This is a genomic window from [Clostridium] saccharolyticum WM1, from assembly GCF_000144625.1.
Taxonomy (GTDB): domain Bacteria; phylum Bacillota; class Clostridia; order Lachnospirales; family Lachnospiraceae; genus Lacrimispora; species Lacrimispora saccharolytica.
This window is the reverse complement of sequence record NC_014376.1, coordinates 3,440,712-3,453,623: the sequence shown is the minus strand read 5'-3', so window position 1 is coordinate 3,453,623 and position 12,912 is coordinate 3,440,712. Positions and strand designations below refer to the sequence as shown.

Below are 12,912 nucleotides of genomic sequence, written 5' to 3'. Positions count from 1 at the left end.
ACGGTTCCAGTGTAAGATAAAAAAATGGAATAAAACCCCATAGAAATAGAAAGGGAAGATCATGAAAAACTCTGTGTTTCTGTGGAAAAAGTAATGGAAAATAGAAAAACATGTGGAAATTGTCAACAATCAGGAGGATTAGATGAAGAAGACCAATGGACTGATGAAGATTTTGATCTTCTTTCCCATATTGCTGTTAATTTTGCTTATTGGGTGGATCGGAGTAAGTGAATGGAAGGCAGCACAGGGGAATCAAATGCCTGAGACAGAGGACTCTCCCAGGGAAAGCCTTGCCCAGTCAGAGTCTTTGGCTTCAGAGGAAACGGAAATACTTACCGTGGAGGCATCTCCGTCTCAGGAGGAGACTCCGGTAACCGGGGAAGAAACGGAAGAAAACCCAGCCGTACAGATGCTCTTTGCAGGAGATATATTACTATCCAGTCATGTAACTACTGCTTATGATAAGGCTGGTAGCATAAATGGGGTGCTGGATGAGGGATTTCGAAGCGAAATCAGCGGGTCGGATATTTTTATGGCCAACCAGGAATTCCCTTTCAGTGACCGTGGCTCTGCAGCACCAGAGAAGCAGTTTACATTCCGCCTTCCTCCATCCAGGGTTTCCATGATGAATGAAATCGGGGTTGACATTGTTGCCCTTGCCAACAATCATTCCCTTGATTATGGAACCGATGCTCTTGTGGACACCTGCACGGCCTTAGATGGGGCAGGAATCCGGTATGTAGGAGCAGGTCCAGATATGAACCGGGCCAGACAGCTTGAAAAAATAGAGGTCAACGGAAAAACCATAGGCTTTCTGGCGGCGTCAAGAGTTTATCCAGATGCCGACTGGGTAGCCAACAGCAAAAAGCCGGGAATGGTAAGCGGTTATGATCCAACCATTCTTTTGGAAGAGATCAAAAAGGCGGGAGAAAGCTGTGATTATGTGGTGGTTTACGTCCACTGGGGCGTGGAAAGGGATGAGAAGCCTCAGGAATACCAGCGGGTTCTGGGAAAGAAAATCATCGATGCAGGCGCAGACTTAGTGATCGGAAGCCATCCCCACGTTCTTCAGGGAATCGAATATTACAATGGAAAGCCTATCTGTTACAGCCTTGGAAATTTTATATTTGGAAGCAGCATTCCAAAGACGGCCCTTATAAGGGCCAATGTGGATTTTACCCAGGGAACCACTACGTTATCTCTTGTTCCTGGGACCTCAAAGGCTGGGTTTACCAGGACACTGACCCAGGAAGATGATATCCAGGGCTTTTACCAGTATTTCCAGGGCATATCCTTTGGAATATCGGTGGATGAAAACGGTGTTGTTCACAATACCGGCAATTAAACTTATCACATAGCTTACGAGAACTCACACGAGGTATCTGTCTCCCTGGCAGATGCCTCGTTCTTTTAGCCGCTTTGCCAGAGTGCCCAGGACCAGCTTCTTATGACCGCTCCATAAAGGAGCCAGAAGCAGCTTTTTCGGCCCATCCCCGCTGATCCGGTGTATGACCACTTCCGGAGGGAGGATGGCGATGCAGTCGATTACCAGATCCACGTATTCTTCCAGGGTACAGACAGGAACCAGGCCCATTTTATATTCTTCGGCCAGGTCAGTGCCCTGGAGCACATGAAGAAGCTGAAGCTTGATCCCGTCGACCCCATGTTTTCCAAGATGGGCCAGATAGTCAACGGTTTCCAGAATCATTTCCCTGGTTTCTCCTGGAAGCCCTAAAATAACATGAGCAATGACAGTAAGGCCGCTTTCCTTTAAATTGCGGTAAGCTTCAGAAAACACAGGAAGAGAATATCCTCTCCGGATATGCTTTGCTGTGGATTCGTGGATGGTCTGAAGTCCCAACTCCACCCATACAGGCTTGATCTGGTTTAATTCTTGCAACAGTTGAAGGACAGGGGGAGGAAGGCAGTCGGGTCGGGTGGCAATGGAGAGAATTGCCACATCCGGATGGGAAATAGCCTGGGTGAACAGCTCTTTTAAATAGGACAGGGGAGCGTAGGTATTGGTATAAGATTGGAAGTAGGCGATGAACCGGCTGGATTCCGGTTTTATTTTTCCCTGTATCCTGCTGCGGGCAGATTGGATCTGCTGGCTTACGGAAAGGTGGGGGGCCAGGGATTCGGCAAATTCTCCGGACCCGCCGCCGCTGCAGAAGATACATCCGCCGGTTCCCAGGGTCCCATCCCGGTTTGGACAGGTCATGCCTCCGTCAAGTGCCAGCTTATAAACCTTTTGCCCGTATTGCCTTTTCATTTCATAATCCAGGGAATGGTAAGGTTTGTCGTTCCACAACATGGTTTCCTCTTTTCTTCCCTCCATCATTGGCTGGCCGTCTTGTTTGATAAGGGGATGAGGCAGACCGGAAGGGTATTTTTTCGATTGTATCATTATACGGGAGTCCGGGATGAACTGTCAAATTATTTTATAGGTTTTCGTAAAATATTATATTGTGAAATCTTTGGCATATATGATACAATGAGCGTGAAAGAGCGAAGGAAAAGGAGAGCAATGACATGAAAGTAAGTGATACGATTCAGATGCTGGAATCAAAAGAGTCTAAAAAGCTTATGACCGCTTTATACGGAGAAGATGCGGTCAGGGAGAACATTGAACGCTATCAGAGCCTTGTGAGGAATTTCCAGACGAAATTTCCAGGGGAAGATGTAGTGCTTTTTTCCTCACCGGGCCGTACAGAGATCAGCGGAAACCATACGGATCATAACCATGGAAAAGTCCTGGCCGGAAGCATAAATTTAGACTGCGTGGGAGCGGCTGCTAAAAACAACAGCAGGAAAGTGAATATTATCAGTGAAACCTATAACCAGAGCTTTGAAATCGATCTGGATGATTTGGACCCAAGTGATAAAAAGGCAGGGACCATTGATTTGGTAAAGGGGCTTTTAAAAGGCTTTTTGGAAGCAGGGTATGAAATCGGCGGTTTTGATGCCTGCATCACCAGCAATGTCATCAGTGCTGCAGGAGTCAGCTCATCCGCTTCCTTTGAAATGCTGCTTTGCTCTATTTTAAATACATTCTTTAATAAAGGTGCCATGGATACCGTGGCTTATGCCCATATCGGCCGGTTCTCGGAAAATGTGTACTGGGACAAGGCTTCCGGTCTTTTGGACCAGATGGCATGTGCGGTAGGAGGACTCATTACCATAGATTTTAAGGATCCGGCAGTTCCGGTCGTGGAGAAAATTGATTTTGATTTCGGTTCTAAAAACCACAGCCTGATTATTGTAAACACAGGAAAAGGACATGCAGATTTAAGTGCTGAATATTCCTCGGTTCCGGCGGAAATGAAAAAGGCCGCTGAATTCTTTGGAAAAGAAGTCTGTGCCGAGATCACGGAAAAAGATGTTATCGATCATTTGCAGGAGGTCAGGGACTATGCCGGTGACCGATCGGTACTTCGTGCCCTTCATTTCTTTGAAGAGAATAAGCGGGTGGACGCAGAAGTAGCTGCTTTAAAGGAAGACCGGTTTGAAGACTTTTTAATGAATATTACCGAATCCGGCAATTCCTCATGGAAATGGCTTCAGAACTGTTTTACCAATACCAGCTATCAGGAACAGGGAATTACCATTGCCCTGGCGCTTACCGAGCTTTTCCTGGCTGAAAAGAAGAAGGGTGCATGCAGGATACACGGAGGAGGATTTGCAGGCGTTATCATGACCATGCTGCCCAACGAGCTGGTGGATGAATACATTTCCTATATAGAGAAAGCCATGGGAGAAGGCAATGCTTACCGGATGAGCATCAGGCCATATGGAGCCATCTGTTTCAACGAGATTATGAATCAATTATAATTGTAAATTTTGCCTCAATGGAGTACAATAAAAGAAAGAAACAGTAAAAAAGAACGTGAGGCAAAAGGAGGCAGGCATATATGAATGAAAAGAAAAATCTGGTCATCACCATAGGAAGGCAATACGGCAGCGGCGGCCGAATGGTAGGAAAAGCTCTGGCAGAGGAGTTGGGAATTCATTTTTATGATGAAGAGATTTTATCTATCACATCGGAACAAAGTGCCGTTGGAGAGGTGTTTTTCCGCCTGGCGGATGAAAAAGCAGGAAGTAATCTGCTATATAAAATCGTAAGCGGTTTAAAGCCGCAGCTTGGAAAGCCCTCTATGGATGCGGATATCGTCAAGCCGGAAAACTTATTCCGGTTCCAGTCCCAGGTCATTAAGGAACTGGCATCACAGGAGTCCTGCATCATTGCCGGCCGGTGCGGGGATTACATCTTAGGCCGTGAAAAGGAAGCATTTCCCGGCCTTGTAAAGATCTTTGTTTATGCGGATACGGAAACCCTTATCAGACGTACCATGGAGGTTGATAAGGTTGATGAGAAGGAAGCGACAAAACGGGTAAAGAAGATCAACCGGGAACGGAAGGAGTACTACCGCTATTATACAGGCGGCAACTGGGAGGATTGGAACAATTATGATCTGATCATAAATACCAGCTGCATTGATCTGGAACAGACGGCTATACTGATCAAGGATTATATTAAGCTCAGGGGCATTGAGCTATAAAGAGAATAACAGAAACGGCGGCTGTGATAGTTCAATCAAAGCCGCCGTTTCTGTTATGAACCAGAGCCTGCAGGAAAAGTCTGCGGCTGTGGTGTTCTTTCAATTTCCCGATTTTCCGGTACCAGTGCTGAGAAGGCATCCTCCAGACTGTTTTTAAAACAGATTAAAATTCCCTTAGCGATCCCTGTTTTCATTATACAGGATGATGCCAATGCAATCGTGCCGGTATTGGGAAGAAGCCAGCAGAAATCAAACTATATGAATAAGTTTACATTGGATTCTTCCGCATCTCCCAGATAGGCGCCAACACCTCCAAGCTCTACTCCTTCGATCAATTCCTCCCGATGAATCCCCATAACATCCATACTCATGGTGCAGGCCACGATTTTTACTCCGGATTTCATGGCCTTTTGGATCAGGGTTTCCAGTGAATCCACATGCTTGTCATTCATGATTTTTTTCATCATGGCAGTTCCCATACCGCCCATATTCATTTTTGACAGCTTTAATTTTTTACTTCCTCTGGGAAGCATGGCACCGAACATGGATTCCATCAGTGACTTTCGGACCGGCTGTTTTTCTTCCTTCCTTAAAGCCGTCAATCCCCAGAAGGTAAAGAACATAGTAACAGGTCTGCCCATAGCAGCGGCTCCGTTGGCAATGATGAAGCTTGCCAATACCTTGTCAAGATCACCGGAAAAAACGATCAGGGTCTTTCCTTCGGCGGTTTCCTTGATGACAGGGGAAACCGGACTGCCTTTTTTCACCAGGGCAACGTAATCATTTCCCCGATGCTCGCAGGCCATCAGCTCATTTCCGGTGCGTCTGCACCAGGCACCGATGTCCCGGGAAAAACCGGGATCAGAGGCGGATACTTCCATGACGGACCCATGGGGCATTTCCTTCATGGTTTCAAACACCTTCATAATGGGACCGGGGCATTGCATGCCGCTGCAATCTAAGCGCATGGCCAGAGTAGGGATATTTTCCGTCTTCCTCTGGCCGCTGTCGGAAAACTCGTCGGCGCCGGAAGGCACCACTGCATCAGCCTGGTAATGGGTGGACTGATAGAACTTAACTCCGCCGGGATAAAGCCTGACGTTATGGAATCCGTTCTGCATCAGAATGCGGGCGGCATTGTATGCCCGGACTCCAATGGCACAGAAGACGATAATTTCTCTGGAAGGATCTAATTCCTTTATGCGGTTTCTTAACTGTCCCAGAGGGATGTGCGTTCCATTAGGAAGGGAGAAGGTCATCAGCTCCGCAGTTTCCCTTACATCAAGTAGCACTGCATCCGGATTCTGCTCCACTTCATCCCAGGCTGAAAATGCGACTTTTCCGGTAATCAGGTTTTCGGCCACAAAGCCAGCCATGTTGACCGGGTCTTTTGCAGAGGAGAAGGGAGGTGCATAGGCAAGCTCCAGACTCTTTAGTTCAGAAATCCCCCCGCCAAGGCGGATAGCAACAGCCAGGGTATCGATCCGTTTGTCAACGCCATCCCTGCCTATGATCTGGGCTCCGAAGATTTTCTTTCCGTCGGTGGAAAAAAGAAGCTTCAGGGTTATGGGAACTGCACCGGGATAATAACCGGCATGGGAATTCTGGGTAATAAGAATGCTTTCATAGTCCTTTCCTTTTTCAAGGCCCCGCCGGATCAGTGCCTTTTCATTGGCTCCGGTAGAAGCCACTGCCAGATCAAAAACCTTTGCAACGGAGGTACCCTGGGTCTTTTCATAGGATTCCTTTGCTCCTGCAATATTATTGGCGGCAATGCGCCCCTGTTTATTCGCAGGACCGGCAAGTGGGATCATGGCAGGCTCCTGGAAAATAAAGTCCTCCACCTGGATCACATCTCCAACGGCATAAATGTCCGGGTCAGAGGTCCTTAAATAATCATCAACCACAATGCCTCCCCGCTCATTGACGGAAAGGCCGGCTGCTTTTGCCAGCTGGCTGTTAGGCCGGACGCCGATGGAAAGGATAACCAGCTCTGCGGAAAGGATCTTCCCGCTTTTTAAAGTAATAGCTACCGCGTCATCCTGGTCTTCAAATCCGGCGACTCCATCTTCCAAATGAAGGTCCACGCCGTTTTGCAGAATGTGCTCATGAAGAAGCTGGGCCATTTCATAGTCCACTGGCGTCATAACCTGATCAAGCATTTCAATAAGGGAAACAGAAAGTCCTGCATGACGGAGATTTTCAGCCATCTCAAGGCCGATGAAGCCGCCGCCGATGACAGCCGCCGTCTTGATATTGCTTTCCTTTATAAGAGCCCGGATCCGGTCAGTGTCAGGGACCGTCCAAAGGGTCTGGATCCGGGAAGAGCCGATACCGGGAATGGGCGGGCGGACCGGTGAGGAACCGGTGGAAATGACTAAGGTATCATAGGTCTCCTCATAAATTTCTCCGGAATCCAGCCGTCTGACGGAGAGTTTCTTGTTCTCCCTGTCAATCGAAGAAACTTCGTTTTTTACTCTGACATCAATTCCATACTTTTGCTTCATGGCTTCCGGTGTCTGAAGCAATAACGCATCCCTGGATTTGATCACATCGCCTATATGATAAGGAAGGCCGCAGTTGGCGTAGGAAATATAATCCCCACGTTCCAGCATGATGATGTTTGCCTCCTCATCAAGTCTGCGCAGCCTGGCGGCACAACTGGCACCGCCTGCGACTCCGCCGATAATCACTATTTTTTTCATCGTATGCCTCCTGAAATATTTTAAACTAACAATGGTCATTTGTTGTTTTAATAAGTATAAACGAAAGTTTATCAAAAGTCTGTGATTGAGTCACATAAGAGCCTGTGCATGAATCCATTTTTTTCAGCGGAACGATAATTTTCTGCCATATTGGTTTTATAAAATTGAATTTCATAAAACTATTGACAAATTAACCATAAGGTTCTATGATAAAAATAGATTTAGAAAATATAATTTTGCACCATATAGCAGAGAATAAGGAGGTATATAAGATGTCTGTTTATGATTTTACAGTAAAGGAAATGAATGGTACAGAGAAGCACTTGTCCGATTATGCAGGAAAGGTGCTGTTGATTGTAAATTCGGCTACGATTTGTGGGTTTACTCCCCAGTATACGGATCTTCAGGCCATGTATGATGAATATAAAGGCAAAGGATTTGAGATTCTGGATTTTCCCTGTAACCAGTTCGGGAACCAGGCTCCCGGCGAAAATGATGAAATTCATTCCTTTTGTACCGGACGCTTTGGGGTTACCTTCCCTCAGTTTGCAAAGATCGACGTCAATGGAGAGAATGCGATTCCCCTGTACCGTTACCTGGTAAATGAAAAAGGCTTTGAGGGCTTTGATCCGGGACATGCCTTAACTTCCCGTCTGGAACAGAAGTTTGAAGCGGTTAATCCCAACTACAAAAAGGAACCGGATATTAAGTGGAACTTCACCAAATTCCTTGTGGACCGTCAGGGAAATGTAGTCAGGCGTTTTGAGCCCACTGCCGATAGGAAGGCTGTGGAGGAAAGTGTGAAGAATTTATTATGATAAGACGGACATGGGACAGGAATGGGAGAAGGGAGAGAAGTAATGGACTATGAGAAATTAAAGCTGGAAAACCAGCTTTGCTTTCCGCTTTATGCCTGCTCCCGTGAGATCATCAGAAGATATAAGCCGTTTCTTGATGAGATCGGGCTGACCTATACCCAGTATATCGCTATGATGGTATTGTGGGAGCGGAAGCAGGTTACCGTTAAGAAGATGGGAGAGCTTCTGTATCTGGACAGCGGCACCCTGACTCCATTGTTAAAAAAAATGGAAGCAGCCGGTCTGCTTAGACGGAGCCGTGCCAGGGAAGACGAGAGAAGCGTGATCATTGAGCTGTCGGAAAAGGGAGAGAAATTAAAGGATCAGGCCGTAACCATCCCTGACCGGATGTTTCAGTGTATTCCCGTGAATGAAGAGGAATCCAGGGATTTATACCGGCTGCTGTATCAAATCCTAGGCCAGGCAGGTAAGAATATCGAAAAGTAATGGATAAAACCAATAAAGCACCGTGGCGGGTAACCTGACTCCCACCACGGTGCTTTTCATCATGTCATGACCGGGACAAAGGTTTACCGGGAGGGGATACAGCATTTTGATGCTGTAAAATTTGTGTCATAAAAACCGCCGATTCCCTGAGGAAAGGTAAAAATGTTAAATGGGTCATATTTTTCCTTTACCTTTTTTAATCTGCAGACATGGCTGCCATAGTATTCTTCAAGATAGCAGGGAAGGCATGCATAGGGGAAATTCACATAGGATCCCTTGGTCACCGATTCCAAATATCTGAATCGGTCGGCGATCCAGGCAGCATTTTTACATTTGTGTTCATCAAATACGGTATCAAGCCAGACAATATAGTTTGCCTTACGGTAGAAGAAAGCGGTTTCCTCCTCATCCACCTCAGCGACCTTACCTCCGAGGGCATAAAAGGAAATGCTGGCATAAACGGAACCTTCGGCCCGTTCCTTAATAAGCCCGGCTATTTTTAAGCTTTCGCAGTTACTAAAGTCCCGCAAGGCAAAACGGCTTGCTGACTTGAATTTTTCATACGGTGGATAAAAATCCCCGATTATCGTGACAGCTTCCAAAAAGGTCACATATTTTAAACTGTATTTTACGCCTCCAAGCTCTAAAAGAGGGGCAATGATTCCCAGGGCTGCTTCAGGAGGTCCGTAAAAAATCCCCCGTGCGATGATTGCAAGTCCTTCATATAGAGAGTTGTAAATCCTTGAGATCAAAGTGACTCTCTGGTCTGCATCCTTTAGCCAGTCCTGCCAGGTCTGCAGAAACAAAGACTGCTTTTCCTGGTCTGCATGAGGATATCTGATATCAATGATTGTGACTTTATTTACTTTATGAGGAAGACGGAAGGTCATGGAAACGATCACACCAAAGTTACCTCCGCCGGCTCCCCGGCATGCCCAAAATAAATCGGCATTTTCCTGGGAACTGGCGTTCACCATGCATCCTTCGTAATTGACCATCCGGATTTCCAAAAGACTGTCGCAGCCAAGTCCAAAATATCGGCAGGAAAGTCCGAAGCCTCCGCCTAAAGCATACCCGCTCACCCCCACTGAGGGGCAGGTTCCGCCTGGGAAAGGGTAACCTTTTGATGAGACGAATTCATATAGCTGCTTGTTTGTTACGCCTCCCTGAACGTGAAGCAAATGGGCGTCTTCATCAATGGTAATCTGGTTCATTTCGCTTAAATCAATGTCAAGTACATCATTGCCGGTAGAGTAGCCTTCGTAGTTATGGCCTCCGTTTCGGATCCGCAGGCAGATGTGATATTTCCTTGCCCATAAAACCGCATTGCTTACGTCATTCTGATTCAGGCAGTAGACGATGGCCAGGGGGAATTTTTGGACCGACCTGTTATATACTTGTCTTAATTCATTATAATAAGGGTCGTCTGGAGTTACAACACGACCGGTAAGCCCGTTAAAGTTACAGGTGTTCATGAGGATTGCCTCCTTTCCTAATAACATTTTATTAGGAAGGAGGACATTTGGTTCGGCTTGGATAGGTACCGCCCATCAGTCAGCTTAAGCCGGTCAGCAGAGTTGGTTCAGCTCCAAAAACAACTGGGCGATCTGAGGATCAAACTGTGTGCCTGCGCAGCGGCTGATTTCCTCCATTGCTTTCTGACTGTCCATTGCTTTGCGGTAAACCCGGTCACTTGTCATAGCATCATAGGCGTCTGCAACCGCCAGAATACGGCATAGCAGCGGGATCTCAGTTTCCTTTAAACCTCTGGGATAACCGGTTCCATCCCATCTTTCCTGATGGGCGAGGATATGTTCGGACACGGTGAAAAGCTCCGTAGTATTCTGGGCGATCCGGTAACCGATTTCCGGGTGGCGTTTGATCTCTTTCCATTCTTCCTCATTTAAGGGGCCGGTTTTTTTCAGGATCTCCATACTGATCCCCACTTTTCCGATGTCGTGGAGAATGGATAAAAGGGACAGATCGTTTTTTTCTTCAGAAGTCAGGTTCATTTTTTCGGCCATAGCAATGCAATAGGTTTCGATTCTTAAAGCATGCTCCTCCGTTTCCATACTTTTTTCATGGAGGGTTGCCAATAAAGTATTTATAATGCGGTTGCGCCAGCTTTTTCCTTCCAAGAGCTTTTTGTGATACATCAGTTCCTCCGCTTTTTGCAGCACCTGATGGAGTTGGTCGTATTCACTGTGCTTTACGTCAAATCCCAAAGACACGCTGATCTGCAGGGGAAGGCGGTGGTTTTTCCTGAATTCTTCCTCCAGAGTTTGTATGATTTTCTGAGCCTGGACGGTATCGGTATTGGGCAGCAGGACCAGGAATTCGTCCCCTCCCCATCGGGCGGTGATCCCATTTTTCTGAATGGTACGTTGGAATGTTTTTGCAACTTCCTTTAAAAGAAGGTCGCCTGTTTTATGGCCGAAAACATCGTTGGTCACCTTCAGTCCATTTACATCCCCCATGATCACCGTAATCGGAAGCATAGAGGACTTGTCCATCCGGATCATCTCTTCTTCCATGTACCTGCGGTTAAAAATTCCCGTTAAGGAATCATGATAGCTTAAATACATGATTCTTCGCTGCTGCCTTTTTTCATTGCTTACATCGTGAAATACCATGACAACTCCGTATACATGTCCCGTTTGGTCTTTGATGGGAGCAGCACTGTCTGTAATGGGAATAAAGTCCCCTTGTCTGTTTAAAAGGACGGTATGATTGGCAAGCCCCACAATTTTACCGGTCCGCAATACCGCACTGACCGGATTTGAGATGGCTTCTCCGGTTGTTTCATTTCTTAGATCGAATATTTTCTCAAATGGCCTTGCGGCGGCTGTTTCATTATTCCAGCCGGTGATCTCCTGAGCCGCCTGATTTAAATAGGTGATGTTCCCTTCGTTATCCGTGGTAACCACTCCATCCCCAATGGAGTTAAGGGTAACGCTTAACAATTCATTGTCCCAGTAAAGGTCATATCTGAATTTCTCACGGTCAGAAACATCAAAAATGATGGAGAAAAGCTGGTTTTCCCCTTCATAGGTAATGGGGCTGGAATACACGTCCACCATTTTGATTTCCCCGTTTTTTAAGCGGTGGGTAAACAGGGAATAAGGCGTTTCATGATTAAGAGCCTGAACGCGCATAAGCTTGATGACGTCATTGGAGGTTTCACTCATGTCCTGAATTCGCATTGTTAAAATCTCTTCCCTGGTGTAGCCGTAAAACTTACAGGCCGATGGATTGGCATTCAAGATTTTCCCGGTTGTCATGTCAATGATCAGCATGACGGCTGAGTGCTCCGTAAACATGGAATTTAAATTATTAAGGAGACGCTCCTTATCCTCCCGCAGTTTTTTTAATTCTGTAATATCAAGGCGTGATCCGAAAATGTAGGAAACTTCACCGTTTACTTTTACCGGGGTGAGCTGGACCAGCCAGTCCCGGCTGCCTCCCATGAATTCTACGGTTTCTTCGTACATCATGCTGTTTCCGGAGGCGATGCATTTCATGTATCCCTCCTGCAAAACACGACCCACCTCATCCCCCATTGCTTCTCTGGGCGTCTTACCTTCCATGAGAGGGGGGGTCATTCCGGTCAATTTCTGATGGACCGCATTGTTTCGGATATAACGGAATTCACCGTTCGTATATTTCAGAAAAAATAATCCATCCTGGGTGCTGTTGAAAAAAACTTCAATTTCCTGGCTCAGGGTTTCATTTTTCTCTCTTTGAGACTCCAATTCCCTATAAATTTCCGTGATTTCGTCAAAAATTGTCACCACGCTGTTAGGTGAGGGATTATAAACGGTGACCTTAAAGCGGTGTTTCCCTATGGTTACGGTAAAATGTCTGTCCTTTTCTGCCATTCCAAGACTTTCATGAAACGTACTCCATGCGGGGGCTTCTGTTTTATCCTTCAGAAGCAGGGATATGTTCTTTTGCAGTGATTTTTCCTTATCAAGGCCCCAGATATCAAAAAAGGCATTATTTGCTTCTGCCAGAACATATTCCTGTGTGTGTTCCGTGTTCCCAAAGACAATTTCGTAATAGGCATAACCCAATGGCGACTGCATGAAAAGTTTCTCTATTCCCTCATTTGTCATAACAGGACCCCCTTTCCGTGTTTTTAATGTGTAAGGTCTCAATGTGTAGAGTTTTGTAATAAAATAATATCAAAAGTCTTTTCATTAAGCAATTCATGATTTGTGATTCTAAGAAATAATTTCCATATTATTCCAAATCTTATGAATTGGAAAATTTATTGCATTTTTTGTCAGGATATAGGGGATCCCCCCGGTTCTGTCCAGAAAAGGCGGGTCCTTCATAGGCAGA

9 protein-coding genes are annotated in these 12,912 nt (G+C 46.2%); 5 read left to right on the top strand and 4 right to left on the bottom strand.

Annotated features, from left to right (window positions below):
* Nucleotides 1–142 precede the first annotated feature (142 nt).
* On the top strand, nt 143–1,345 hold the full coding sequence (locus CLOSA_RS16075) for a CapA family protein (RefSeq protein WP_013273806.1): 1,203 nt from the start codon (nt 143–145) through the stop codon (nt 1,343–1,345).
* A gap of 24 nt (nt 1,346–1,369) precedes the next feature.
* Here the strand turns inward: CLOSA_RS16075 and CLOSA_RS16070 are convergent, their stop codons facing one another.
* On the bottom strand, nt 1,370–2,314 hold the full coding sequence (locus tag CLOSA_RS16070) for a TIGR01212 family radical SAM protein (RefSeq protein WP_013273805.1): 945 nt from the start codon (nt 2,312–2,314) through the stop codon (nt 1,370–1,372).
* A gap of 218 nt (nt 2,315–2,532) precedes the next feature.
* Between CLOSA_RS16070 and CLOSA_RS16065 the strand changes: the two genes are divergently transcribed.
* Complete coding sequence (locus CLOSA_RS16065) at nt 2,533–3,831, top strand: galactokinase (protein ID WP_013273804.1); 1,299 nt, start codon at nt 2,533–2,535, stop codon at nt 3,829–3,831.
* 80 nt (nt 3,832–3,911) lie between these two features.
* On the top strand, nt 3,912–4,559 hold the full coding sequence (locus CLOSA_RS16060) for a cytidylate kinase-like family protein (protein WP_013273803.1): 648 nt from the start codon (nt 3,912–3,914) through the stop codon (nt 4,557–4,559).
* A gap of 254 nt (nt 4,560–4,813) precedes the next feature.
* On the opposite strand, the gene CLOSA_RS16055 is transcribed toward CLOSA_RS16060, so the two are convergent.
* A complete protein-coding gene (locus CLOSA_RS16055) occupies nt 4,814–7,264 on the bottom strand; it encodes an FAD-dependent oxidoreductase (protein ID WP_013273802.1) in 2,451 nt (816 codons plus the stop codon).
* 272 nt (nt 7,265–7,536) lie between these two features.
* Here CLOSA_RS16055 and CLOSA_RS16050 point away from each other — a divergent pair, with 272 nt between their 5' ends.
* Together CLOSA_RS16050 and CLOSA_RS16045 are read left to right on the top strand one after the other, a co-directional pair.
* Nucleotides 7,537–8,082, top strand: coding sequence for a glutathione peroxidase (locus tag CLOSA_RS16050; RefSeq protein WP_013273801.1), 546 nt, complete (start codon nt 7,537–7,539; stop codon nt 8,080–8,082).
* Between the two features lie 42 nt (nt 8,083–8,124).
* Nucleotides 8,125–8,568, top strand: coding sequence for a MarR family winged helix-turn-helix transcriptional regulator (locus CLOSA_RS16045; RefSeq protein ID WP_013273800.1), 444 nt, complete (start codon nt 8,125–8,127; stop codon nt 8,566–8,568).
* Between the two features lie 83 nt (nt 8,569–8,651).
* Here CLOSA_RS16045 and CLOSA_RS16040 read toward each other — a convergent pair whose 3' ends face one another.
* Complete coding sequence (locus tag CLOSA_RS16040) at nt 8,652–10,043, bottom strand: FAD-binding oxidoreductase (protein ID WP_013273799.1); 1,392 nt, start codon at nt 10,041–10,043, stop codon at nt 8,652–8,654.
* A 93-nt stretch (nt 10,044–10,136) separates the two neighbouring features.
* The gene (locus CLOSA_RS16035) at nt 10,137–12,683 is read right to left on the bottom strand and encodes a PAS domain S-box protein (RefSeq protein WP_013273798.1); all 2,547 of its coding nucleotides are present in this window, start codon (nt 12,681–12,683) and stop codon (nt 10,137–10,139) included.
* Between the last annotated feature and the right edge of the window lie 229 nt (nt 12,684–12,912).

Coding starts and splice junctions, on each gene's coding strand:
- CLOSA_RS16055 (WP_013273802.1), bottom strand. CDS start 7,264: ATGAAAAAAATAGTGATTATCGGCGGAGTCGCAGGCGGTGCCAGTTGT.
- CLOSA_RS16045 (WP_013273800.1), top strand. CDS start 8,125: ATGGACTATGAGAAATTAAAGCTGGAAAACCAGCTTTGCTTTCCGCTT.
- CLOSA_RS16065 (WP_013273804.1), top strand. CDS start 2,533: ATGAAAGTAAGTGATACGATTCAGATGCTGGAATCAAAAGAGTCTAAA.
- CLOSA_RS16060 (WP_013273803.1), top strand. CDS start 3,912: ATGAATGAAAAGAAAAATCTGGTCATCACCATAGGAAGGCAATACGGC.
- CLOSA_RS16040 (WP_013273799.1), bottom strand. CDS start 10,043: ATGAACACCTGTAACTTTAACGGGCTTACCGGTCGTGTTGTAACTCCA.
- CLOSA_RS16050 (WP_013273801.1), top strand. CDS start 7,537: ATGTCTGTTTATGATTTTACAGTAAAGGAAATGAATGGTACAGAGAAG.
- CLOSA_RS16035 (WP_013273798.1), bottom strand. CDS start 12,683: ATGACAAATGAGGGAATAGAGAAACTTTTCATGCAGTCGCCATTGGGT.
- CLOSA_RS16070 (WP_013273805.1), bottom strand. CDS start 2,314: ATGTTGTGGAACGACAAACCTTACCATTCCCTGGATTATGAAATGAAA.
- CLOSA_RS16075 (WP_013273806.1), top strand. CDS start 143: ATGAAGAAGACCAATGGACTGATGAAGATTTTGATCTTCTTTCCCATA.